The organism is Pseudomonas fluorescens (assembly GCF_030344995.1).
In the GTDB taxonomy this organism is placed as follows: domain Bacteria; phylum Pseudomonadota; class Gammaproteobacteria; order Pseudomonadales; family Pseudomonadaceae; genus Aquipseudomonas; species Aquipseudomonas fluorescens_BF.
On record NZ_CP128260.1, the window covers coordinates 2,873,060 to 2,897,680 of the forward strand.

The window sequence follows — 24,621 nt, forward strand, 5'->3', positions numbered from 1 at the left end:
CTCTGTGAGCCGTTCAATGATCGGTGGAGCGGGTCAGCGTTTCCCATTGATCGATCTCGCTGGTGGCGCGTTTCAGCTTGTCGCGCACCAGGCTCAATGCATCGCTGCCCAGCAACAGATGCGCGGGCGGAGCAGGGCAGGCGATGATCTGCAACATCGCCTGCGCCGCTTTCTGCGGATCGCCGAGCTGCTTGCCGCTCTTGTCTTCGCGCGCCTTGCGCACCGGATCGAAGCTGGCGTCATAGTCGGCGATGCTGCGGGGCGTGCGCTGCATCGAGCGCCCGGCCCAGTCGGTCCGAAATGAACCCGGTGCGACGGCAGTCACGAAGATATTGAACGGCGCCAATTCCTTGCTCAGCGTATCGGAGATGCCTTCGAGCGCAAACTTGCTGCCGCAGTAGTACGCGATTCCCGGCATCGTGATCGTGCCGCCCATCGACGTGATATTGAGAATATGGCCCGCCCGCCGCTGGCGAAAGAACGGCACAAACGCTTTGGTCACGGCGACCGCGCCGAACACATTCACGTCGAACTGGCGGCGCATGTCCTCCAGTGGCGATTCTTCGAAAATGCCTTCGTGCCCGTAGCCCGCGTTGTTGACCAGCACATCGACCGGGCCGTGGGTCGCTTCGACGGTCGCCACGACGCTCTCGATCCGGTCGAAGTCCGTGACATCCAGCAGCACGCCGTACGCGTTATCGATGGACAGCGCCCGAAAGGCTTGCAGGTCAGCTTCGCTGCGCACGGTGCCGATGACACGGTGTCCGGCGGCCAGCGCTTCTTTGGCCAGCGCATGGCCGAAGCCGCTGCTGACGCCGGTGATGAAGAGGGTTTTGGTGTTGTGCATGACGTACTCCGCAAATCAGGTGTGACGTCATGGTAGCCAGCGAGAAATCGTTCACCTATGCCGGTTTGTCTTTGAGCCTTGCCTAATCCTCTCAGCGGCGATCAGCCCCGCAATCCATATCGCGGGGCTGACCTACGTGACCATGACTCACGCCTGATCCATCGCCTCGGCAACGCCCTGATCCTCACCCAGAAACCCGCCACTCTGATGCTGCCACAGCCGCGCATAGGTGCCGTTTTTCGCCAGCAGTTCGGTGTGGGTGCCTTGCTCGATGATGCGCCCCTCATCCATGACGATCAGTCGATCCATCGCCGCAATCGTCGACAGTCGATGGGCGATGGCGATCACGGTCTTGCCCTGCATCATTTCATCGAGGCTTTCCTGAATCGCGACTTCGACTTCTGAATCCAGCGCGCTGGTAGCTTCGTCCAGTAGAAGGATCGGAGCGTTCTTTAACATCACCCGGGCGATGGCGATCCGTTGGCGCTGGCCACCGGAAAGCTTGATGCCGCGCTCGCCCACCAGCGTGTCGTAGCCGGTGTGGCCCTGACGGTCGCTCAACTGGTTGATGAAGCCGTCGGCCTGGGCGTTGGCCGCAGCGCGCTGGATTTGCGCGTCGGTCGCGTCCGGTCGGCCGTAGGCAATGTTGTCGCGAATCGAGCGGTGCAGCAGGGACGTGTCCTGAGTGACCATGCCGATCGCGCTGCGCAGGCTGTCCTGTGTCACCTGTGCGATGTTTTGCCCGTCGATGCGAATCTCGCCGCGATCGACGTCATAAAAGCGCAGCAGCAGGTTGATCAGCGTGGATTTACCGGCACCGGAGCGGCCCACCAGACCGATTTTTTCCCCCGGCTGGATGCTCAGGCTCAAGCCGTCGAGCACCTGGCGTTCGCCGTTGTAGTTGAAGCTGACGTTGTCGAAAGTCACCGCACCGCCGGAAGGCACCAATACGCCGGCGTCCGGCGCATCCTGGACCTTGGGGCCACGGGTCAGGGTGCCCATGCCGTCCTGCACCGTGCCGATGTTTTCGAACAGCGACGTCATCTGCCACATGATCCAGTGCGACATGCCGTTGATGCGCAACGCCATCGCCGTGATTGCCGCCACCGCCCCGGTGCCGACTTCGCCCTGATGCCACAGCCACAAGGCGTAACCGCCGGCGCCCATGATCAGCCCGACCACCAACGCCTGATTGACGATTTCGAACTGGCTGACCAGACGCATCTGGCGAAAACCGGTCTGTTTGAAGTCCTCCATCGCCGCCCGCGCAAAGTGCGCTTCACGTTTGGAGTGGGAGAACAGTTTCACCGTGGTGATGTTGGTGTAGGCATCCGAAACCCGGCCCGTCATCGATGACCGCGCATGGGCTTGTTCCTGCCCGACCTGGCCCAGGCGTGGCACGAAATACAGCATCGCCAGCCCGAACAGCGCGACCCAGGCAATGAACGGCAGCATGAGCTTCAGGGCGAAACCGCCGGCCAGGGCGATGATCGCTATGAAGTAGACGCCAATGCCCGGTGCGATTTCGATAACGGTGAACAGCACCTCGCGCACGGCCAGCGCCGTCTGCATCACCTTGGTCGTGACCCGGCCGGAGAACTCATCGGAAAAGAATGAAAGGCTCTGCCGCAGCATCAGCCGGTGAAAATCCCAACGCAGGCGCAGCGGCAGATTGATCGCCAACACCTGGTGCTGAACCATAGTGCGCAGCGCCACAAGCCCGACGCTGGTCAGCAATACGATGCCGATGCCCCACAGCACGCGGCTCTCCTGGCCGTTCACATCGCCGCCGGCCTGCCAAGCCGAGAGCAGGTCCACGACCTGACCGAGAAAGGAAAACAACCAGGCTTCGTAGATCGACACACCGGCACTGAGCAGCGCCAGCGCGAGGATATAACCACGAGCGCCGCGGGTGCAGGCCCACAGGAATCGCGCCAGACCGACCGGCGGTGGCGGCGCTTCGTCGGGCGGGAAGGGGTCGAGCCGTTGTTCAAACAGGCGAAGCATTGTGGGTCTCCGAAACGATCAATTGCGGGGATTCTGCCATTTAACGACGCTCTTGAGGGTTTGCAGGTTCCCGGGCATGTTCTCGTTGAGGGAAAACCCTCATTGCCGGAACACCGCCGCGTTACTAGCATGGGGCTCGGCAATCGACCCCTTCGATGGAGAGCACCATGGCTACCACGCAGACTGACGACAAGCGCCCAACCCCCGATCCGGCTGAGGACAACGCGTTTTTCCCCTCGCCGTATTCCCTTAGCCAGTTCACTTCGCCCAAATCCGACCTCAGTGATGCCGAGTACCCCAATCGCTACAAGGGCGGGCGCTGGAAGATCCTGATGATCGGCGCCGACGAGCGCTATCTGTTGACCGACAACGGCACCATGTTTTCCACGGGCAATCACCCGGTTGAAACCCTGCTGCCGATGTATCACCTCGACAAGGCCGGTTTCGGCTTCGAGGTCGCGACGCTGTCGGGCAATCCGGTCAAGTTCGAATTCTGGGCCATGCCCTCCGAAGACGCTGAAGTGAAGGGCTTCTACGAGCAATACCGCGATCAGTTCAAGCGTCCGCTCAAGCTGTCCCAGGTGATCGAGGACGCGCTCGGCGAGGACTCGGACTACATCGGCGTGTTCATTCCCGGCGGGCACGGTGCGCTGATTGGCCTGCCGGAAAGCGAGGACGTGAAGAAGGTCCTGCAATGGGCCGTCGCCAAGGACAAATTCGTCATTACCCTGTGCCACGGCCCGGCGGCGTTGCTGGCGGCCGGCCTCGGTGAAACAAAAGACTCGTGCATCTTCAACGGCTACCGGATCTGCGCGTTTCCCGATGCGCTGGACGCGACAACCCCTGACATCGGTTACATGCCCGGCCACCTGACCTGGAAGTTCGGCGAGCAGTTGCAGGCACTTGGTGTGGAAATCACCAACCAGGGCATTTCCGGGGCCACGCTTCAGGATCGCAAACTGCTGACCGGTGACAGTCCGTTGGCAGGCAACGCGCTGGGCAAACTGGCGGCGGCCGCGCTCCTGAAAGAGGTCACGTCGGGGTGAGCCCCGGACCTGCCGAAGCACTCTTGCGCGCCGCCCTCGACATCGAGGCGGCGCCCACGCTGGTGGCAATCCAGAAGGCCGTCCGCAGTTTTGCGGGGGCTTATGGTTACGATCGATTCGTCCTGTTCTCTGCCACCTCGACGGCGGAGGATGTGGTCGAGCGCATTTACTGGGTGGAAGGCGACTGGTTCGGCGACGGCATCGCTGTCGACGCCCAGACCTACGTTCAGCGCTGCCCCGTGACTCGCCATCTGCTGGACACCCGCGAATCGTTCTTCTGGAGCAAAGTGCAGGAGCAGAGCGGTGAACTCTATCGGGTGGTTCGCTTGCCAAGCGGCCCGGGCGTGCATGGCTTGCAGATTCCGGTCTTCGGCCCGCGAGGGCTTGAGGGCGCCATGAGTCTGGGTGGCGAGCAGATCGATGCTTCCGCGCGGGTTCGTCTGGCGCTGGGCATGCTCGCTTCGGTGGCGTTTTACTCCGCACGACGCTTGCTCGAAGCGCCGCGGGACGAGACGGCCGGAAAACTCTCGACCCGCGAGCGCGAAGTGCTGGCGTGGGTCGCTGCCGGTCGCCGGCAGGCCGACATCGCTGCCACCCTCGGTCTGTCCGGGCGCACGGTGGAAAATCACCTGCGTTCGGCCCGTCGGCATCTGGGCGTGGCAACCACCGCCCAGGCCATCAAGATTGCCATTCGCAAGGGTGAAATAAAGGGGTGAGGTTCTCACTCTGCCGGTCCCGTGCTTGAACGGCGGTGCAAAACTTCTATGATGCAAAGGGCCTGCGCCGGCTGTCTGTAACCGGTGCCGCCCCCTACGTTTTTTAGAGAGATCGATCCTCGTGGAGTCTTTTCCGGACGCATTGCACGAATCCCTCACGACCCAATTCATTTTCGGTCCTTTCTGCGTCGTTCCAGGCAAACGGCTGCTGACCCGCAACGGGGTGGCGGTCGAGATCGGCGGGCGGGCGCTGGACCTGTTGATCGCCTTGCTTGAGCAACCGGGACGGGTGCTGTCCAAGTACGACCTGATCGACAAGGTGTGGCCCGACAGCGTGGTGGCCGAAGGCAGCCTGCGCTTTCATATGACTGGGCTGCGGCGGATTCTCGGCGATGGTGAGGAGCAGGCGCGTTACATCGCGACCCAGGTGGGCGTGGGTTATGCCTTTGTTGCGCCGCTGGAAAGAAAACAGACCGCTGTTCAACCGGCGCCCATCGTGACCCGAGCCATCGAGGGCGTGTGCAGTCTGCCGCCCCGGGCCAGACTGATCGGCCGCGAAACCGATCTGCAACTGGTCATTGACCACATGCAGCAACCGAGGTTGTTCACCATCGTCGGCCCCGGCGGCGTCGGCAAGACCAGCCTGGCCATCGAGGTGGCGCACCGCATCGCCGCCCAGGGCTATGAGCGCGTCAGCTTCGTCGATCTGGCGCAAGTGGAAGACTGCGCGCTGGTGCCGTCGGCACTGGCCCGATCACTGGACATCCCGGTGCAGGCGGAAGACCCGATGTTTGTCCTGCTCGCGCATTTGCGTGAACAGCGGTTGATGCTGGTGATCGACAACTGCGAACACCTGATCGACGCGGTATCGACCCTTCTGGAACAGATCAGCGATACCGCGCCGGATGTTGGTGTTCTGGCCACCAGTCGCGAACCGCTGCGGGTACGTGGCGAATACGTGCACTGGCTCAATCCGCTGGAATTTCCCCGTGAGCCGCAACACCTTTCCGTTGAGGAACTGCTGGCATTCCCGGCCATCAAGCTGTTTGTCGAACGTGCGTCTTCGAGCAATGCTGCGTTGCTGCTGGAAGCGGACGGAGGGCAAATGATTGCGGACATTTGCCAGCGGCTGGAGGGCATGGCGCTGCCGATCGAACTGGCGGCGATGCGGGTCGCCAGCCACGGATTGAAGGCCACCCACGCGCTGCTCGGCGAGCGTTTTTCGCTGGGCTGGTCGGGGCTCAGAACTGCCGTGCCGCGCCATCAGACACTGCGCGCCATGCTCGACTGGAGTTATGGCCTGCTGTCGCCGCAAGAGCGTCTGGCGCTGGAGCGGTTTTCGGTGTTCATCGGGCCGTTCTCCCAGGAAGCTGCCGCTCAGGTGGTTGCCGAATCGCAACACGAAAGCGCCACGGCGGCCGCGATCCTCGATGATCTGGTGTGCAAGGGACTGGTCACGGTCGATCACAGCGACTCGACGGATTCGTATCGCTTGCTGGAGATGACGCGCGCCTACGCCCGGGAGAAATTGACGGCGCGAGGCGAGACCGAAGTCAATGCGCTGGCGTTCCGGCACGCGGCGTTTTACATGGACCTGCTCGGGCATCTGGGGACTTCGCCCGAAGAAATTTTCCGTCATTCGGCGCGTCTGGCCAGCCAGTTGGGCAACGTTCGTGGTGCGCTGGAATGGAGCTTCGGCCCCCAGGGTGATCCGGGGCTGGCGTTGCCGCTGGCGGCCGCGAGTGCGCCGTTGTTCCTGCATTTTTCATTGCTGGTCGAGTGCCGCACCTGGTGTTCCCGGGCGGTGGAACTGCTGGAGCTGGGGTACTACGGCACGCCCACCGAAATGGAACTGCAAGCCGCGCTCGGTCTGGTGCTGATGTTCACCCGAGGCAACAGTGAAGCCGCCGAAAAAGCCTTGCTTCGGGCGCAGGATATTGCCGTCGCGCTGAACGACTACGGCTCACAATTGCGACTGCTGGGCCGCTTGCAGATCTTCTACGAGCGCATCGGTGATTTCCCTTCGTCGCTGGCCTGGGCAGAGCAGGCAGCGGTGGTCGGCAACATCCTCAACGAGCCCGCCGCCATCGCGATTGCTTCATCGCTGACCGGCATCTCCCATCATCTGCTCGGCAATCAGCGTCTGGCCCGCCAGGAACTGGAAAGCTCGCTGCGCAACAGCTTGCCGTCCCATCCCAGCAACACGATTTACTACGGCTTCGATCACCGCAATCGCACGGGGCTGGCGCTGGCGCGTTCACTCTGGCTGCAGGGCTATCCCGATCAGGCGCGGCGTTGGGCCGAGCAGATAGAGGCCGAAGCCTCGGCGCTGCAGCATCCGGTCACCTACTGCATCGCCATGGTCTGGATCTTGTGCATCTATATCTGGACCGGTGATCTGGCGAAGGCCACCGCGAGCCTCGAGCGGTTCAGCGCCATCGCCGAAACCAACGCTCTCGGCCCCTACATTGCCGCCTGCCACGGGTTGCGCGCGGCGATCGCCATCCGCGCCGAAGAGCCGGGGGAAGCAGTCGCCATGCTGGAAGAAAGTCTGGCGCGGTTGCGGGGCATGCGTTACGAACTGCTCACGACCTCATTCGAAATCGCACTGGCCGAAGGCCTGATGCTGGTGGGCCAACACCCCAAGGCACTGACCCTGGTCGACGGCACCATCGATCACTGCCGGCGAAGCGGTGATGCCTTTGCACTGCCAGAGTTGCTGCGAATCAAGGCCGGTATTCTCAAGGTCATCCAGGCCGATGATGTTCAGGCCATGCTGGCGGTTCTTGAGGATTCCATTGCGCTGAGCCGAGAGCAGGGCGCCCGGGCGTGGGAGTTGCGGTCATCGATGGATCTGGCCCGGTTCTGGCTTGAACAGGGTCAACCGGATCAGGCCCGGACGTTGCTCGGTGCTTGCCGCGAGCGGGCTTCGGAAGGCTTCGACAGCCTTGATCTGCGTCGGCTGGAAAGTTTCTGGCAGAGCCTGCCGGTCACGCCGGCGTAATCAGGGCGGCCATTTTCACCAGGTCCGCCAGCGAACGGGCCTTCATCTTGCGCATCACCTTGCCGCGATGGGCCTTGACGGTGATTTCGCTGATGTTGAGGTCAGCGGCAATCAGTTTGTTCAGCCGCCCGCTGACCACCGAAGCCATGATCTCCTGCTCGCGCGGCGTCAGGGTCTTGTACGCCTCGAGCAGTGAGCGCAGGTTCTTTTCTCCCTCCAGCGCCATGCGACTGCTTTGCAGCGCATCGGCCATCGCTGTGAGGATCACTTCGTCGTTGAACGGTTTGGTCAGAAACTCCACCGCGCCGGCCTTCAAGGCCCGTACCGTGCGCGGAATATCGCCGTAGCCGGTGATGAAAATGATCGGCATGTTGTGGCGTTCATCGGCAAGGGCGGTCTGCAGATCGAGGCCGCTCAGGTCGGGCAGGTTGATGTCCAGCACCAGACAACTGGGCACCAGCGCCCGGGGCGCGTCGAGAAAATCCTGCGCGGACTCGAACAGCCGTGGCTGCCATCCGGCGAAGCGGATCATCAGCTCCAGCGACTCGCGCACGGAAATGTCGTCATCGACAACGAATACGACGGGCGTGACATCACTCATCGGTAATGCTCCACGGGAAGGGGCGATTGCGTTGTTCGCGTTCAACATGTCGATTCCTTGTTCTGGTCGGCTTCACGCTCAGTCGAGGGGCAGGGCGGCGCTCAGGGCCTTGAGCAATTGGGCTTCGCTGAACGGTTTGAACAGGCACTCGACCGCGCCACTGTTCAGCAGCTTTGCCTGTTCGCTGGCGTCGCCGTGAGCGGTGATGAAAATTACCGGAATGCGATAGTCACGGCGCAGCAGCTCCCGTTGCAGATCCGGGCCCGACATGCCGGGCATGGCCACGTCGAGAATCAGGCAATGCGTCAGGTCCAGATAGGGCGATGCCAGAAACGCCTGCGCCGAGGCAAATGCCTGCACGGCAAAGCCGAATTCCTTGATCAGGTCAGGCAGTGATTCACGAACCGATTCGTCGTCATCGACCACCGATACGAGCAAATGCGTACCCATCAATCATTCTCCACGGTGCGATCGGTGAGGTCGCGGTTAGCGGTTTGCGGCAAGTCCGTCGAATTCGGGATGGCAAAGGTAAACGTCGCGCCCGGGCCGTCGTTGGCGCTGGCCCAGAGTTTGCCGTCGTGGCGCTCGATGATCGAGCGACTGATGGACAGGCCGACGCCCATGCCCGAGCTTTTGGTGGTGTAGAAAGCATTGAAGATGCGCTCGATGTCCTGCGGATCGACGCCGTTGCCGCTGTCCTTCACCGCCAGGTAAACGCTCTCGTCCGGCGCAAGACCAGTGCTGACGATCAATTGCCGGGGCCGTCCGTGGATCGCACTCATGGCCTCGGCGGCATTCATGATCAGGTTGAGGATCACCTGCTGAAGCTGGACGCGGTCACCCCTGACCAGCGGCAGGGCCTCGGCAAATTGCGGGTGCAGCACCACGCCGTTGCGTTGTAGTTCGCCCAGCAGCATGGCGATGACTTCCCGTGCCGCGTCATTCAGATTGACGTCTTCAATGGTGATGCTTTTCTTCGAGAACAGCGCCCGCAGTCGATTGATCACATCGGCCGCGCGGTTACCGTCGCGAATGGTGCGGCGCGCGGTTTCCCTGGCGCCATCGACATTCGGCGGATCCGCACCGAGCATGCGCAGGCAGGTACTGGCGTTGGTGATGATGCCGGCCAGCGGTTGATTGACCTCGTGGGCAATCGACGCCGTGACCGCGCCGAGGCTGGCGACTCTGGCCAGGTGCGTCAGTTCCGAGCGCGCCTTGCTCAAGAGGACCTCCGCCCGCTTGCGGTCTTCGATGTCGGTGTTCTCGCCGTACCAGCGCACGAGCTTTCCCGTGTCATCGCGCTGGGGCACGGCGCGGATCAGAAACCAGCGGTAAACGCCGTCGAACCGTTTCAGCCGGGCCTCGTACTCACCGGCGTTGCCCGATTGCAGAATCCCTTGCCAATAAACCGCCAGGCCCGGTGCGTCGTCCGGGTGGATAGACGCCGTCCAGCCATGGCCGCAGGCCTGTTCGAGGGACATGCCGGTGTAATCGCACCAGCGTTGATTGACGAAACCGACGCTGCCTTCAGGCGAAGCGCTCCAGACAAACCCGGGAACGGCATCGATGATCCCGCGCAGACGTTCTTCCGACGCACTGACTTCGGCAAGGGCATTGGCGATCAGCACTTTGTCCCGCCGGCGCTCATCGATATCGACCTGCAGCACGCACCAGCGCGTAATGGCGCCTTCGCTGTCTCTGATCGGCAGGCCGCGCACATGAAACCAGCGATAGACACCGTCGGCGCGACGGATGCGATGCTCGATTTCATAGGGCGCGCCGGTGTCGACCGAATGCATCCACGCGGCGATGACCGAGGGCAGGTCGTCCGGGTGTACTGTTTCGCTGGCCTGCCATTTTTTCAGTTCGTGGAGCGGGGCGCCGATGTAGTCCATGATTTGCCGGTTGACCTGTTCCAGCTCACCGGAAGGCGTCATGAAGGCGACCATGGCCGGGATGCTGTCGATGATGGCTTCGACTCCCGGCGCTGGCATGACCGCGTCGTCCACGCGGCCTGAAGCGTCCTCGATGACGCGCTCCTGCTCGTTCGTCATACCGATTCTCATTGTGTGCAGTCACCGTTGAACAAAGATGCGCCTTCGGATGGCGCTCGCCCATCATACTTTGGTGTCGCCCGTCGCGAATATCGGCCGCCATCACACACTACGACGGGCATCACGGTGCTGCTTTTGTAAGGCACTGTATCTACGACCCCTCCAGCCATACAAGCATGCATAGCGCCCGCTTCGCGAAACCGCGTGGATACATCCGCCGCGCAGTCTTGGCCCTGGTTTCAACGTCCTCCGACGATTGAATGAAGACAACGTGACGTCCGCGTTCCTGCCATCGCAAAGGCAGCAGGACAGGTCGTCCCTGTAACAGGGCAGAACATTATGAAAGCAGTGGTCATTCAGGCCTTTGGCGGGCCCGAAGTCTTGACGGTGCAAGACATTCAACTGGCAGAACCGGGGCCCGGACAAGTCTTGGTCAAGGTCATGGCGGCGGGTATCAATTTCATGGACACCGGTGTGCGGCGCGGGCTCGGCGCTGCCTGGGAGTTGCCGCTGACGCCGGGTGCGGAAGGTGCCGGCATCGTTCTGGCCGCCGGCCCGCAGGTGACGGAGTTCGGAGTCGGTGATCGCGTGGCCTGGCATTACGTGCCGGGCAGCTACGCCGAACAGGTGATCGCCCCGGTCAGCCAGTTGGTGCCGTTGCCCGATGAGATCGACTTCGCCACCGCCGCCAGCCTGATGATGCAGGGTCTGACCGCCAGCAATCTGGTGGACAAGGTCCATGCAATCCAGCCGGGCGATGTGGCCTTCGTGCATGCGGCGGCGGGAGGCGTGGGGTTGATGCTGACCCAGTTGATCAAACTGCGGGGCGGCAAGGTCATCGGCCGGGTGTCCCACGCCGACAAAGTGGAGGCGGTGCTCGCGGCCGGGGCGGACTATGTGGTGATCGGGCGGGCGCACAATATTGCCGGACAGGTCCTGCGCCTGACCGACGGCCAGCGGGTCAATGTGGTGTACGACGGCACGGGGGCGGAGGGCTTCGCCGACTCGCTGGAACTGCTGGATTATTTCGGCACCCTGGCCTTGTACGGGCCGTTCATGAACCCGATCCCGCCGATCGATATCTTCAGCGTCCCGCGCAGCATCAAACTGACGTATCCCTCGGTCATGCACTACGTGCGCAATCGCGAAGTGCTGCTGGAAAAGTCCCGGCAACTGTTCGCGTGGGTCAGCACGGGCAAACTGAAAACCTTTATCGGCCAGCGTTATTCACTGGACGACGCGCAACAGGCCCATCGTGATATCGAGTCGCGCAATACGACGGGCAAGCTGATCATCGTCCCTTAGTGCCACGCCAGATCAGCAGGGCCGCCAAGACCTGGCTAACGGAGAAAAACGTGAACAGGTGTTGCGCGGTCCATCCGGCGTCCAGCAGAAAACCGGCAACCACCGGCGAAATGATCGCCCCCAGACGCCCCATCGCCAGCACCACACCGACGCCGGTCGTACGTACCGAGGTGCAGAACGCCTGCGGGGCCAGAACATACAGGGCGGCCACTGCACCATTGAGCATCAGGCCAAGGGTGACGGCCACGAGTGCCGCCAGGCCGGGTACGTGCGAGGCCGGCACCATCAGTGGCAGCAGTGCTGCGTTGAGCAGCAGAAAACCCGACAACAATCGCCGGCAGCCGAAACGATTGGCCGCCAGTCCCAGCAGCAGGGCACCGAGCATGCCCCCAAACGCCAGCAACACCCCGATCCGGGCGCCTTGCTGATCGGTAAAACCGTTGTGGACCAGCAGACTCGGCGTCCAGCTCATGACGAAGTAAAAGCAGAACATCAGCAGAAAGAGTGCCAGCGCCAACGATGTGGTCCGTTGCCGTTGACCGGGCGAAAATGGTCGGCTGGCGTTATCAGGCGACGCTGAAGCGACAGGCGCGTGGTGTTCAAGTGCCAGGAATGACGGCGACTCTCGCAGCCAGAAAACACCGGCCAACGCTGCCGCCAGCGTGATGCATCCACCAGCGAGAAAGACATACCGCCAGCCCATCAAATCATTCAATACATGGGCTAGCATTCCGCCCAGACTCGCGCCCATGGCAAAGGCGAGGGATTGCAACGCGATGGCCAGATTGCGCCGCTGCGGGCTGGCGTGTTCGAACGTCAGCACGTTCGCCCCCACCAGCACCGCCCCGGTGCCGATGCCGGTCAGCAGACGCAGGAACATCAGCACGTGATGATCCGGACTCCAGAACGACAGCAACATACCCAGGCCACTGAGCAGCAGGCCGGCGAGCAGTAACGGCCTGCGCCCGAAGCGGTCGGCCCTGGGCGCGGCGAGCAGCGAACCGAGCGCCATCCCGACCAGGCTTGCGCTTAACAACAGGCCCAGTTGCGCGCCGTTCAACGCCCACTCCGCCGCAACCCGGCTGGCGGTGAAGGCCATGGCCATGACGTCCAGCCCGTCGATCACGTTGAACAGCATGCACAACCCGATCACCCACCACTGCGAAGTGGTTGATGGCGTGCCGCTCAGGCGTTCGAGCGCTGTTTCCCCACGCATCCGCAATCCTTGTTCCGTTTTGTCATTCAAATGGGCCGTTTCCCCGCCGCATTCTGCCCGTTAACCGCTGCGGAATTCGAGCGCGATTTTGCGCGCCAGGCAGCGCGTCATACCAAGGTATCGACCGACACCATCGTGTAATCGCCCCGGTGCCAGCCCAGTGGTCTGATCCGATTGGCGATGCCTTTCGAATAATGACTACAAGGAGATCCATCATGGTTGCGCTTTCGTCCGGTCTTACCTGGCGCCATTGCCTGGCGTCATCCATCAGGGGCGGTGTGCTCGGCCTTGCCGTACTCGCGGGCAGCAGCGGCGTCTGGGCTGCGGATCCGTCGCAAGCCATTCGCCCTTACACCATCCATGTGGACGAAGCGAAGTTGAGCGACCTGCGCAAACGCATCGCCGACACCCGCTGGCCGGACAAGGAAACGGTCAGCGACGTGTCTCAGGGTGTGCAACTGGCGCAGGTCGAAGCACTGGTCAAGTACTGGGGCAATGGCTATGACTGGCGCAAGGCCGAAGCGAAGCTCAATGCCTTGCCGGAGTTCGTGACCACCATCGACGGCGTCGACATCCAGTTCATCCATGTGCGTTCGCGCAATCCCAATGCGATGCCGCTGATCCTCACCCACGGCTGGCCGGGTTCGCAGTTCGAATTTCTCAAGACCATCGGCCCGCTGACCGATCCCGTGGCGTACGGCGGCAAGGTCGAGGACTCGTTCGATGTGGTGATCCCGTCGATTCCCGGCCATGGATTTTCCGGCAAACCGACCGAGCTCGGCTGGGGCCCTGACCGGGTGGCGAAGGCCTGGGATGTATTGATGAAGCGTCTGGGCTACAGCCATTACGTGTCCCAGGGCGGCGATCATGGTTCGGTGATTTCCGACGCACTGGGTCGTCTGGCGCCGCCCGGTTTGCTGGGCATCCACCTGAACATGCCGGCCACCGTGCCGCCGGAACTGGTCAAACCGATCAACAGCGGCGACCCGGCCCCGGCCGGGCTGACCGCGCCGGAGGTGACGGCCTTCAATTCGCTCAGCCAGTTCTTCGGCCGCAACGCCGCCTACGGCGCAATGATGGTGACCCGTCCGCAGACCATCGGTTATCTGCTGGCCGACTCGCCCGCCGGCACGGCCGCGTGGATGTATGAAAAATTCGCCGCGTGGACCGACAGTGACGGTCAGCCCGAGAAAGTCCTGAGCCGTGATGAAATGCTCGATGACATCAGCCTCTACTGGCTGACCGACAGCGGGGCGTCGTCCTCCCGTTTCTACTGGGAAAACAACAACAATAACTTCAGCGCCGCTGCGCAGAAGACCGCCGACATCAAGGTGCCGGTGGCGATCACCGTGTTCCCCCACGAAATCTACCGCGCGCCGAAAGTCTGGTCGCAACGCGCCTATCCATCGCTGGCCTACTTCAGCGAAGTCAGCAAGGGCGGTCACTTCGCAGCATGGGAGCAACCGCAACTGTTCAGCGAAGAACTGCGCGAAGCCTTCCGGCCACTGCGTGCTGATGCGCAGAAAACCGCTGCTCAGGCAGTGCGCTAGTCCTTCAATCCGCAAGCACTTCAACCCCAAGCCCGGAACCACCGCCCGGCGGTTCACGAGGGAGACTCGGCATGACTGACTCTAACGCTGTAACTCAATCCCGGCGCGTGCTCGCCGTTTCGATGCTGGCGCTTGCGCTGGGCATTACCTCGGCATACGCAAACGCAGCCGAAGTGCCCGCCGGCAAGATCGACGCCATTACCGCCGGCACCAATGTTTCGTTCGGCGCGCTGAAACACGTCAAGGCCGGATTGCTGGACGTGTCCTACGCCGAAGTCGGGCCCGCCGACGGTCCGGTGGTCATCCTGCTGCACGGCTGGCCCTACGACATTCACAGCTACACCGACGTGGCACCGGCACTGGCGCAGAAGGGCTATCGGGTGCTGATTCCTTACGCGCGCGGCTATGGCGACACGCGTTTCCTGTCTGCCAAAACCGTGCGCAACGGACAGCCGGCGGCGCTGGCGAAAGATCTGATCGACTTCATGGACGCCCTGAAGATCAAGCAGGCCGTACTTGGCGGCTACGACTGGGGCGCGCGCACCGCCGACATCGTCGCGGCGCTCTGGCCCGAGCGGGTGAAGGCACTGGTGGCGGTGAGCGGTTACCTGATCGGCAGCCAGGACGCCGGCAAGACGCCGCTGCCGCCGGCTGCAGAGTTGCAGTGGTGGTATCAGTTCTACTTCGCGACCGAGCGCGGCCGTCTGGGTTACGAAAAGAACACCCATGACTTCGCCAAACTGATCTGGCAACTGGCCTCGCCGAAGTGGAGCTTCGACGACGCGACCTACGACCGCAGCGCCGCCGCGTTGCAGAATCCGGATCACGTCGCCGTGTCGATCTTCAACTACCGCTGGCGCCTGGGCCTGATCAAAGGGGAAGCGCAATACGATCCGCTGGAGAAAAAACTGGCGGCATTCCCCTCCATCGGCGTGCCGACCATCACCCTCGAAGGCGACGCCAACGGTGCGCCGCACCCACCGGCCGAGGCCTACGCCAAACGCTTCACCGGCAAATACGAGTATCGGCTGATCAGCGGCGGCATCGGCCACAACCTGCCGCAGGAAGCGCCACAGGCGTTCGCTCAGGCGGTGATCGATGCCGATCATCTCTGACTGCTGGCCTGAGGGGATCCGACGATGAAACTCAACCATTGGGCCGTGTTGCCGGCGGCCATTGCGCTCGCGGCACTGGCGGCCACCGGTGTCGCGTTGGGCGAGGCCGATGACGGCGATGCCTCGCCGATCTACGGCGTGAAACTGCCGAAAAACTATCGCCAGTGGGCGCTGATTGCCCCGGCCCAGGAAGCCGCGCCGCTGGATGAACTGCGTGCGGTGCTGGGCAATGACCGGGCGATCAAGGCTTACCAGAGCAAGACGCTGCCGTTTCCCGACGGAACGGTGCTGGTGAAGCTGGCGTGGAAGCACGTGCAGTCGCCGGAGTTCGAGCCGGCCTCGATTCCGGGGGCGGCCACCACCGTTCAGGTGATGGTCAAGGACTCGCGCAAATACGCTTCGACCGGTGGCTGGGGATTCGGCCGGTTCATCAACGGCAAACCCGCCGATGAAGCCCAGCACCAGACCTGCTTTGCCTGCCATCAGGCGCGGGTGCAGAACCACGATTTTGTCTTCACCCGATACGCCCCCTGAATCCGTCATACGAGGAACATCCAAATGAAAAAAACACTGACTGCACTGAGCATTGCCGTTGGCCTGTGCCTGGGTGCCAATGCCTTCGCCCAAACCGCCAAACCCACGGTCGTGCTGGTGCACGGCGCGTTTGCCGACGCATCGAGCTGGAACGGCGTGGCGAAGATTCTCGAGAAGGATGGCTACACGGTGATCGCCGCCGCCAACCCGTTGCGCGGCGTCAAAAGCGATGGCGCGGCGGTATCGGCGTTGCTGAGCAGCATCCAGTCGCCGGTGGTGCTGGTCGGTCACTCCTATGGCGGCAACGTCATCAGTGATGCGGCAAACGATCATGCCAATGTCAAAGCGCTGGTGTATGTCAGCGCCTTTGCCCCCGAAGCCGGTGAAACCGTCGCCGGGCTGGCCGGCAAGTTTCCCGGCAGCACCCTCGGGCCAACGCTGGCGCCACCCGTTGCGCTGGCCGATGGCGGCAAGGACTTGTATATCCAGCAGAGCAAGTTCCACGACCAGTTCGCCGCTGACGTCCCCGCTGCACAAGCGGCCCTGATGGCCGCGACCCAGCGCCCGGTCACCGAAGCGGCGCTGAACGAGCAGTCCGGCACGCCGGCCTGGAAGCACATTCCGTCGTGGTACATCTACGGCGACAAGGACAAGAACATCCCGCCTCAGGCGATGGCGTTCATGGCCAAGCGTGCAGATGCCAAGGCGGTTGAAGTGGTCAAGGGCGGCTCTCACGTGGTGATGGTGTCGAACCCGGCACCGGTGGCGCGGCTGATTGAAAAGGCCGCTGCGGCTAACTGAAAGCCTGCGACGTGCCGAGGCGCGTCGCAGGTCGGTCACCCCCGGCTCAGGCAACGGACACCTGCGGCGATGTTGCCGGTGCCAGTCTGAGCAGGGGGGTGATGCCGAGCATCAACAGCAGTACCGCGAACAGCAAGGTGTACGCCGGGCCATAGTGTCCGGCGTATTCGCGCAGGGCACCGAACAGCAGCGGCCCGAGCGCGGCGATCAGGTAACCGATGAACAACATGAACACCGTCCACAATCCGGCCTGTTCGCTGGTGCTGGCGTGATCCAGCGGCAAGGTCATGGCCACGGTGAAACCCATGCCCAGGCCGATGGCCGCGAGCACCACGTAGAGCATCGGCCAGTACGCTGGCAGGAACGCCATGCCGCCCACCCCGAGCAGGGCCAGCAACGCCGACAGCCCGAGCAAACCGCGCCGGTCGTGGGCCTTGCCCGGAATCAGCCCCGCACCCACGCTGGCCACGGCGAACACCGCCGTAAAAATGCCCAGCAGGACGCCCGGGGAAACACTCGATGTAGCCGCTTCCACCGACGCTGGCGCCATCCAGGCGAAGAGGGCGTAGACCACGAATTGACCGGCACCGAAATTCAACGCGATCAGCCACGCCTGCGGATTGCCCCAGGGCAGGCGTTTGCTCTGGTTCGACGGCGATTTCACCGCTGGCACCGGGGTCGTAAAACGCCGCGCCATCCATACCCAACTGGCGATGGCGGTGAGGCACAGCACGCTCCAGAACCCGGCGCTGACCCGCCAGTCCTGCGCCAGCTCGGCAATCGGCGCGCTGAGCACCGCCGCGAGAGTCGCTCCCAGACTCAGGCCACCGGCGTAGATGCCCATGAACAGTGCCGGGCGTTGCGCAAAGTGGGTCTTGATCCACGCGCCGGTCATCGCGCCGGCAACCGCAATGCCGATGCTGGCGAAGAACGTACTGCCGAGCAGGAAAAATGCATTCGGCGAGATTGCCCGCAGCAAGGTCGAGGCGCCCAACAACGTCAGTGCGACCACCACACTGCGATCGATCCCGTAGCGTCGGGCCAGGCTCGGAACCACCAGCGCGAACACGCCCATGCAGATGTCGGGAATTGAAGTCAGCAGCGCGGCCTGGGTGTAGCTCAACTGGAAGTGCTGCTGGATCAGCAACAGAATCGGCCCCACCGAAATGATCGGCGGACGCAGGGCGATGGACAGGATCAGCAGGCCGATCACCGCCGTGACGCTCTGCTGGTGGCCGGAGAGATTGCGGGTGATTGCCATGGGGAAGGCCTCATTGATGAACAATGAGCGCAAGGCTAACAATGGGCTGGCCATGGCAAATGCCAGGATTTGTCGCCAAAGTGACAATCGCCGCTTTAACACGATCAAGGTCTGTTTCAGGAGAGTCCAGCCGATGAAACGAGAGGTGCGCAAGGTCATCGCCCAGCGTGAGTCCCCGCTGCGCAGCGAACGTTATCCCGACTATCAGGACGTGCCGCGCGTAATGACCGTGCTGGTGCGCGATCAGTCCACCGGCGAATACAACGAGCCACACGTGCATCGGCACGGGCAATTGCTGTATGCCTCGAACGGCGTGATGCGGGTGGCCACCGAGCGCGGGTTGTGGATCCTGCCGCCGAAGCGGGCGCTGTGGATTCCGCCCGGGATGATCCACGACCAGTTGATGCTGAGCGCGGTCAAGATGCGCTCGATCTACATCGAGCCGCAGGTCTGCGCAGGGCTGGGCCATCATTGCAAAGTGCTGGAGATCCCTGGACTGCTGCGCGAGTTGATTCTGGCCCTGGCCGAGCAGCCGATCGAATACCCACAGGAAGGCCGTAACGCACACATCGTGGCCCTGATACTCACTGAGTTGCAGGCGGCCCGGACGCTGCCGATCGAAGTGCCGTGGCCGGTCGACCGGCGACTGGTCACGGTGTGCGAGGCGATTCTGCAGGATCCGGGACAAGACCATTCGATCGGTTACTGGGCTGACCGGGTCGGTGCCAGTTCGCGCACGCTGATTCGCCTGTTCGTCAATGAAACCGGCCTGAATTTCCGCCACTGGCTGCAACAGGTGCGGCTGGCGACCGCCATCGACCGGCTCGACAAGGGACAGTCCGTCGGGGTGATTGCCCGGGATCTGGGCTACGCCAGCCAGAGTGCCTTCAGTGCGATGTTCAGGCGGGTGATGGGCGAATCGCCCCGTGAATTTCTCGTCCGCGATTAGGGCGTTTTGGCGATTCCGATACCTTCGTATTCTGTCGTCGAAGGGAGGCGGGTGGTATCAATGACGCTGCTGTTGCAGGTGCATTGAACACCCAGCCTCGTTCCGCGAGGAACCTTCGAAGAGTGAGAATCCTGATGCTTTTATACCTATCGACCTGGTCCGAAATAGCGCAATTCCTCGAACGCAGCCGCACCATCGTCATCCCGATCGGCTCCAACGAACAGCACGGGCCGACCGGCCTGCTGGGCACCGACTGGATGTGCCCGGAAATCATCGCCCATGAAGCGCAGAAAAGCGCCGACATCCTGATTGCCCCGACCTTCAACATCGGCATGGCGCAGCATCACCTCGGGTTCCCCGGCACCATCTCGCTCAGGCCTTCGACCTTCATCGCCGCCATCGCCGACTGGGCCCGTTCGCTGGCCGCCCACGGCTTTGAAAAGATCTTTTTCCTCAATGGCCACGGCGGCAACATCGCGTCAATCGAAGCCGCGTTTTCGGAGCTGTACGCCGAAGCGAGTTTCGCCCGACGCAAGGCCGGGTTCGCCCTGAAGCTGTGCAACTGGTGGGATCTGGAAGGAGTGAATGAGCTGGCCCGTGATCAGTTCCCGACCGGTCACGGCATTCATGCGACTCCTTCGGAAATCGCCGTGACCCAATGGGCGTATCCCGATTCCATCAAGTCGGCCGACTACTCGCCGCAGGTCGCCAATTGGGGGCCGATCCGTGAAGCGGCGGATTTCCGCGCCCGTCACCCGGACGGCCGCATGGGCTCGGACCCGGCGCAGGCTTCGCCGGAAAAGGGTCGGCAACTGGTGGAAATGGCCGCTCGCGGTCTGGTGCAGGAGGTGCAAGCCTTCAGCCGCGAATCACTACCCGACTGAACCGTCGCCCTGATCAACGCCCGGATTTTCCGGGCGTTGCTGTTTCAACACCTTGGGAATATCGCCATGTGGACTATCCGTCACAGCTACATCGATGGCGCGTTCGTGCCCGTTCAGGGCCGCGAAACGATCGAATGCATCAACCCGGCGACGGAGTCCGTCATCGGTACGGTCACCCTGGCCAATCGCGACGATGCCAGGCAAGCCATCGCCGCCGCCAAGCGTGCGCAAGTCACGATGGGCCGCACCTCGAAAGCCGAGCGCATCGACATGCTCAGGCGCCTTCAGGCCGCGGTGCTGGAGAGCACCGAAAACATACGCGACACCGCCATCGAGGAATACGGCGCACCGTTGGCCCGTGCGCAATGGGTCAGCCAGTACGCATCGCAATCCTTTGCCAACGCGGCGCAGGTGCTGGAGAACTACGAACTGGTCCGGCCTGTGGGCCGTGCAAGGGTCGTGATGGAACCGGTCGGAGTGTCGGCGTTGTTCGCTCCCTGGAACAGCACCGCCGGTACGGTGTGCAGCAAACTGGCGGCGGCGATTGCCGGCGGTTGCGCCTCGGTTATCAAACCGAGTGAACTCAGCCCGTTGCAGACCCAGGTGCTCGCGCTCGCCTTGCACCGTGCGGAACTGCCAAACGGGGTGATCAATATTGTTCTGGGCCGTGGGAGCGATGTGGGCGACGAGATCAGCACCAGCCCGCACATCGCGAAGGTCTCGTTCACCGGCTCCACCGCCACCGGAAAACTCATCGCCAGTGCCGGCATCGAGACCATGAAGCGGGTGAACCTGTCGCTCACCGGGAAATCGGCGTCCATCGTGCTCGACGACGCGGATCTCGAAACGGCCATCCCCATGGCACTGAATGCCGCCTTCATGAACAACGGCCAGGCCTGCGTCGCCGGCACGCGGCTGTTGGTGCCGCGCGCGTTCTTGCAGCAGGTGATCGAACGGGTGAAAACCCTGGTCGACGCGACCGTGGTCGGCGATCCCCGGGACCCGGCTACCGCCATCGGCCCGTTGGTCAACCAAGCCCAGTTTGATCGCGTGCAGGGCTTTATCCGGCGCGGGCTGGAGCAGGGCGCGCGATTGATCGTCGGCGGGGAGGGCAGGCCTCACGGACTGAGCAAAGGCTATTTCGTGAAGCCCACGGTGTTTGCCGATGTCAGCAACGACATGGACATCGCCCGGGAAGAGATTTTTGGCCCGGTGCTGTCGATCATCGCCTATGACGATGAGGAAGACGCCATCCGCCTGGCCAATGCCAGCGTCTACGGTTTGCAGGCGTATGTATTCACCCGCGAGGTCGAACGTGGCCGACGCATCGCTGCGCGCCTGGAGGCCGGTTCGGTGTTGATCAACCGGATCGCACCGGAGTTGCTCGCGCCGTTTGGCGGGGTCAAGCAGTCGGGGATCGGCAGGGAATTCGGGATATCAGGACTGGAAGCGTTTCTAGAAGCGAAAAGCATCGTAGAGGACTGACAACGTCAGCAGGGCAAACAGGATCAATCCTGCTTGCCTTGCTTATGCCATTGCGGATCAGCCCAGTGCTTCAATGGCCTGCGCAACGCCTGCACCGTACGCCGGATCGGCGCAGGTGCAGTTATCGATATGGCGTTGCCGGGTCTGGGCGCTGGCGCCATGGATCGAGCGCGCGGTGTTGTCGAACAAGACCTGTTGCTGGGCGGGGGACATGGCCCGGAACAATGCGCCGGGTTGCGAGAAGTAATCGTCGTCCTCGCGGTGATTCCAGTGTCCGGCGCTGCCTTTGAGGGCCAGCGGTGGCTCGCTGAAATCCGGTTGCTCGGCCCACTGGCCATAGCTGTTGGGCTCGTAGCCGATGGTGCTGCCCGCGTTCGCATCGGTGCGCATCTGGCCGTCCCGGTGATAGCTGTGGACCGGGCAGCGCGGGGCATTCACCGGGATCTGATGATGGTTGACGCCGACGCGATAGCGCTGTGCATCGCCGTAGGAGAACAGGCGGGCCTGGAGCATTTTGTCCGGTGAGAAACTGATGCCGGGCACCACGTTGGCCGGATTGAAGGCCGCCTGTTCGACGTCGGCGAAGTAGTTGTCGGGGTTGCGGTTGAGTTCCAGCACACCGACTTCGATCAGCGGGTAATCCGCGTGGGGCCAGACTTTGGTCAGGTCGAACGGGTTGATCGGGCAGGTCTCGGCGTCCAGTTCCGGCATCACTTGCACGTAGAGCTTCCATTGCGGGAAGTGGCCTTCCTCGATGGCGCTGTACAGGTCGCGCTGGGCACTTTCGCGGTCATCGCCGATCAGGGTCGCGGCTTGTTGGTCGGTGAGGTTTTCAATGCCTTGTTGGGTCTTCCAGGTGAACTTCACCCAGAAACGTTCGTTCGCCGGGCTGATGAAACTGAAAGTGTGGCTGCCGAAACCGTGCATGTGGCGGTAGGTGCGCGGCAGTCCGCGGTCGCTCATGACGATCGTGACCTGGTGCAGCGCCTCGGGCAGCAGCGTCCAGAAATCCCAGTTGTTACGGGCGCTGCGCATGTTGGTGCGCGGGTCGCGTTTGACCGCATGGTTGAGGTCGGGGAATTTCAACGGGTCGCGCAAAAAGAACACCGGCGTGTTGTTGCCCACCAGGTCCCAGTTACCTTGCTCGGTGTAGAACTTGATGGCGAATCCGCGGATATCACGCTCGGCGTCCGCCGCGCCACGCTCACCGGCAACGGTCGAAAGCCGGACGAACACATCGGTGGTCTTGCCTACGCTGGAAAACAGTCTGGCCTTGGTGAAACGGGTGATGTCGTGGGTGACGGTGAAAGTGCCGAACGCGCCCGAACCCTTGGCGTGCATGCGCCGCTCGGGGATGACTTCCCGATCGAAATGCGCCAGTTTTTCCAGCAACCATACGTCCTGCAACAGCATCGGGCCTCTCGGGCCGGCGGTCTGTACGTTGTTGTTATCAACCACGGGCGCGCCCGCAGCAGTCGTCAGCTTGTTCATGCGCAACTCCTGGCTTTTGTCGGTTTCCCGCCATCACATCAAAAGCCCCGGGCGCGATCTATTGCACCATGGTGTCGCCGGATAGTACGAAGGTGTGGTTGGAAGATTGGGCGTTTTGCTATGGGCAAAAGACGGATCAGGCGAGGGTGATGCTGACCTTGATGTTGTTGCGCGTGGCCTTGGAGTAAGGGCAATTCTGGTGCGCCGCCTCGATCAGTTGTTGCGCCACTTCAGGCTCGATTTCCGGCAGTGACACCGCCAGTCTCGCCTGCAGGAAAAAACCCTGCTCCCCATGGACCAGATCGATTTGCGCATCGACCCCGGCCGTTGCCGGAAAACCGATCTTGCGCGCGTTGCAGGCATGGCGCAGTGAGCCGAGAAAACATGCCGACCAGCACACGGCAAACAATTGCTCGGGGTTGGTTCCGGTGCCGGGCGCGCCCGGCGGAGAAAGCTTGAGATCCAGTCGGCCATCGTGACTGCGCCCTGTGCCCTCGCGGCCTCCCGTGGTGTGGGTATGCGCGGAGTAGAGGGTTTTTTCGATATCGATCATGGGCATTCCCTGAAGAGCATTTCACAGCGAGAAGGGCGGTTCATGTTGCCCGTGTGGGTTCATGGCATTCGCGTGCAGAAGCGCCCGCCAGCGCGTCGGCCGTGGCCACGGCGTCAGTGCCGCGATGGCCCAGATTGTCGAGCAGCGTCGATCGTGCGATCTCGATCAGCCAGGCGCGAAACGGGAAGCTCGGGTCATGGGCGGCCTGTTCCTGATAGAGCGCCCTGAAAGCTTGCTGGACGAGATTACCGGTGTCTTCTCGACGGATCCGCCCGGCCTGCACCTGGCCTTCGTAAAAGGCGATGAGTAACGGCGTCACCGTCGCGAACAGTTGTTGTGCTTCACCCCGGCCATGCCTGACGGCACCCGCGACCAAGGCATACAGTTCGTCATTGCCGAGCCGGTCGGCCTCGCACAGGCAATTGTCGCGATAACCTTCAGCCATGGTCGAATCCCTCGCAAAACCATCGTTCGACTGAGCGAGGCGACCAAAAAGGTTCGCAGGTGGCCTGGCGTTCAGTGGTGAGGCTCAAGCCTGCCTTCAGGGCCGAATGACTGCCAGTTATGCGTTGTTAGCGCTTGTTAGCGCCGGGTGATTGCAACCCGCTGCGAGGTGGTTTTTTCACTGGCCGGTCAAGACTCTGCGCGGGTTTTCGATGCCCGTTGCATGGATGAAACGGTGGGGCAGTGTTCGAGCATTTTTGACATTCCTGTCTCTTTGCCACCGTCACAAGGACGTAGGAAACAGCTGATATTTATTTCATCGAATTCCTACATTTTGTTTGCCTCACCAGCAAAAAACGTGGTTATTATCCGCCGGCGCTTCGGGTCACAAACCCGGCGCCAGAAGATTGCCGTGCGTCTACAGACCCGGCAGTCGCAGCCGATCGGGACCACCCTGGCGCTGTCATCCCCGCGCAGGTTGTTCCTCGTCGTTGACCCTCAAATGGAAGTCGAGGTTTCAATTGGTCACGCGGTTTGCAATCGACGATGCAATGAACGGTGCGACGGATGTCGCCAACGATTCAGCCCACTTTCCCGCTGCCTGCGCCGACCGCGCGGCGGTGTTCTTCTCCAGCCTGTCTCCCCCCGGATTTCTGCGTGTGCCCGCGTTCAACGCGAGTCTGCACGCGCGCGCCGCGCCATCCTCCTGAATTCGAATGACCGTGCCGGCACCTGATGCCGGGGCCTGACTGGCAGGG

At 62.5% G+C, this 24,621-nt stretch carries 21 protein-coding genes; 11 read left to right on the forward strand and 10 right to left on the reverse strand.

The genetic code is table 11. The features are described 5' to 3' along the window. Positions 1-13 precede the first annotated feature (13 nt). On the reverse strand, positions 14-847 hold the full coding sequence (locus QR290_RS12930; RefSeq protein WP_289205103.1) for an oxidoreductase: 834 nt from the start codon (positions 845-847) through the stop codon (positions 14-16). A 147-nt stretch (positions 848-994) separates the two neighbouring features. After that, positions 995-2,854, reverse strand: coding sequence for an ABC transporter ATP-binding protein (locus QR290_RS12935; protein ID WP_289205104.1), 1,860 nt, complete (start codon positions 2,852-2,854; stop codon positions 995-997). A 167-nt stretch (positions 2,855-3,021) separates the two neighbouring features. Between QR290_RS12935 and hchA the strand changes: the two genes are divergently transcribed. From hchA to QR290_RS12950, 3 genes are all read left to right on the forward strand, one after another. Continuing rightward, positions 3,022-3,900, forward strand: a complete 879-nt coding sequence (gene hchA / locus QR290_RS12940; protein WP_289205105.1) for a glyoxalase III HchA — start codon at positions 3,022-3,024, stop codon at positions 3,898-3,900. Continuing rightward, the gene (locus QR290_RS12945) at positions 3,897-4,616 is read left to right on the forward strand and encodes a PA1136 family autoinducer-binding transcriptional regulator (RefSeq protein WP_289205106.1); all 720 of its coding nucleotides are present in this window, start codon (positions 3,897-3,899) and stop codon (positions 4,614-4,616) included. The genes hchA and QR290_RS12945 overlap by 4 nt, the downstream gene beginning before the upstream one ends. A gap of 121 nt (positions 4,617-4,737) precedes the next feature. Further along, positions 4,738-7,620 carry an ATP-binding protein gene (locus tag QR290_RS12950; RefSeq protein ID WP_007958531.1) on the forward strand — a complete coding sequence of 961 codons (2,883 nt, stop codon included), beginning with the start codon at positions 4,738-4,740 and terminating at the stop codon, positions 7,618-7,620. Here QR290_RS12950 and QR290_RS12955 read toward each other — a convergent pair. From QR290_RS12955 to QR290_RS12965, 3 genes are all read right to left on the reverse strand, one after another. Continuing rightward, positions 7,607-8,221 (reverse strand): response regulator transcription factor, encoded by a 615-nt coding sequence (locus QR290_RS12955; protein ID WP_007958532.1) that lies wholly within the window; start codon positions 8,219-8,221, stop codon positions 7,607-7,609. The two genes, QR290_RS12950 and QR290_RS12955, sit on opposite strands and share 14 nt — an antisense overlap. A 78-nt stretch (positions 8,222-8,299) precedes the next feature. Further along, positions 8,300-8,671, reverse strand: coding sequence for a response regulator (locus tag QR290_RS12960; protein ID WP_039771030.1), 372 nt, complete (start codon positions 8,669-8,671; stop codon positions 8,300-8,302). Continuing rightward, positions 8,671-10,275 carry a PAS domain-containing sensor histidine kinase gene (locus tag QR290_RS12965; protein ID WP_289205107.1) on the reverse strand — a complete coding sequence of 535 codons (1,605 nt, stop codon included), beginning with the start codon at positions 10,273-10,275 and terminating at the stop codon, positions 8,671-8,673. Before QR290_RS12965 ends, QR290_RS12960 begins: the two co-directional genes overlap by 1 nt. A 339-nt stretch (positions 10,276-10,614) precedes the next feature. Here QR290_RS12965 and QR290_RS12970 point away from each other — a divergent pair, with 339 nt between their 5' ends. After that, positions 10,615-11,580 carry a quinone oxidoreductase family protein gene (locus QR290_RS12970; RefSeq protein ID WP_289205108.1) on the forward strand — a complete coding sequence of 322 codons (966 nt, stop codon included), beginning with the start codon at positions 10,615-10,617 and terminating at the stop codon, positions 11,578-11,580. On the opposite strand, the gene QR290_RS12975 is transcribed toward QR290_RS12970, so the two are convergent. Then, positions 11,567-12,796 carry an MFS transporter gene (locus QR290_RS12975; protein ID WP_289205109.1) on the reverse strand — a complete coding sequence of 410 codons (1,230 nt, stop codon included), beginning with the start codon at positions 12,794-12,796 and terminating at the stop codon, positions 11,567-11,569. The genes QR290_RS12970 and QR290_RS12975 overlap by 14 nt on opposite strands. Positions 12,797-13,011: 215 nt before the next feature. Here QR290_RS12975 and QR290_RS12980 point away from each other — a divergent pair, with 215 nt between their 5' ends. From QR290_RS12980 to QR290_RS12995, 4 genes are all read left to right on the forward strand, one after another. Beyond that, positions 13,012-14,346 carry an epoxide hydrolase family protein gene (locus QR290_RS12980; RefSeq protein WP_289205110.1) on the forward strand — a complete coding sequence of 445 codons (1,335 nt, stop codon included), beginning with the start codon at positions 13,012-13,014 and terminating at the stop codon, positions 14,344-14,346. A 71-nt stretch (positions 14,347-14,417) separates the two neighbouring features. Further along, positions 14,418-15,461, forward strand: coding sequence for an alpha/beta fold hydrolase (locus QR290_RS12985; RefSeq protein WP_007958538.1), 1,044 nt, complete (start codon positions 14,418-14,420; stop codon positions 15,459-15,461). A 24-nt stretch (positions 15,462-15,485) separates the two neighbouring features. Then, positions 15,486-15,995: a cytochrome P460 family protein gene (locus QR290_RS12990; protein WP_007958539.1), complete on the forward strand. Its 510-nt coding sequence runs from the start codon at positions 15,486-15,488 to the stop codon at positions 15,993-15,995. A gap of 24 nt (positions 15,996-16,019) precedes the next feature. Further along, entirely contained in the window at positions 16,020-16,796 is a 777-nt protein-coding gene (locus tag QR290_RS12995) for an alpha/beta fold hydrolase (RefSeq protein ID WP_007958540.1), read from the forward strand. Positions 16,797-16,842: 46 nt separating this feature from the next. Here QR290_RS12995 and QR290_RS13000 read toward each other — a convergent pair whose 3' ends face one another. Continuing rightward, entirely contained in the window at positions 16,843-18,057 is a 1,215-nt protein-coding gene (locus QR290_RS13000) for an MFS transporter (RefSeq protein ID WP_007958541.1), read from the reverse strand. Positions 18,058-18,190: 133 nt separating this feature from the next. Between QR290_RS13000 and QR290_RS13005 the strand changes: the two genes are divergently transcribed. The 3 genes from QR290_RS13005 (at position 18,191) to QR290_RS13015 (ending at position 21,375) form a co-directional block, all read left to right on the forward strand. Next, the gene (locus QR290_RS13005) at positions 18,191-19,006 is read left to right on the forward strand and encodes an AraC family transcriptional regulator (RefSeq protein ID WP_262161586.1); all 816 of its coding nucleotides are present in this window, start codon (positions 18,191-18,193) and stop codon (positions 19,004-19,006) included. A gap of 134 nt (positions 19,007-19,140) precedes the next feature. After that, complete coding sequence (locus QR290_RS13010; protein WP_007958543.1) at positions 19,141-19,890, forward strand: creatininase family protein; 750 nt, start codon at positions 19,141-19,143, stop codon at positions 19,888-19,890. A gap of 66 nt (positions 19,891-19,956) precedes the next feature. Next, positions 19,957-21,375: an aldehyde dehydrogenase family protein gene (locus tag QR290_RS13015; protein WP_262161588.1), complete on the forward strand. Its 1,419-nt coding sequence runs from the start codon at positions 19,957-19,959 to the stop codon at positions 21,373-21,375. Positions 21,376-21,432: 57 nt separating this feature from the next. Here the strand turns inward: QR290_RS13015 and QR290_RS13020 are convergent, their stop codons facing one another. The 3 genes from QR290_RS13020 to QR290_RS13030 form a co-directional block, all read right to left on the reverse strand. Continuing rightward, positions 21,433-22,866: a catalase gene (locus QR290_RS13020; protein ID WP_289205111.1), complete on the reverse strand. Its 1,434-nt coding sequence runs from the start codon at positions 22,864-22,866 to the stop codon at positions 21,433-21,435. Between the two features lie 136 nt (positions 22,867-23,002). Further along, positions 23,003-23,419, reverse strand: coding sequence for an organic hydroperoxide resistance protein (locus QR290_RS13025; RefSeq protein ID WP_115077466.1), 417 nt, complete (start codon positions 23,417-23,419; stop codon positions 23,003-23,005). A 40-nt stretch (positions 23,420-23,459) separates the two neighbouring features. Further along, positions 23,460-23,864: a hypothetical protein gene (locus QR290_RS13030; protein ID WP_289205112.1), complete on the reverse strand. Its 405-nt coding sequence runs from the start codon at positions 23,862-23,864 to the stop codon at positions 23,460-23,462. Positions 23,865-24,621: the final 757 nt, after the last annotated feature.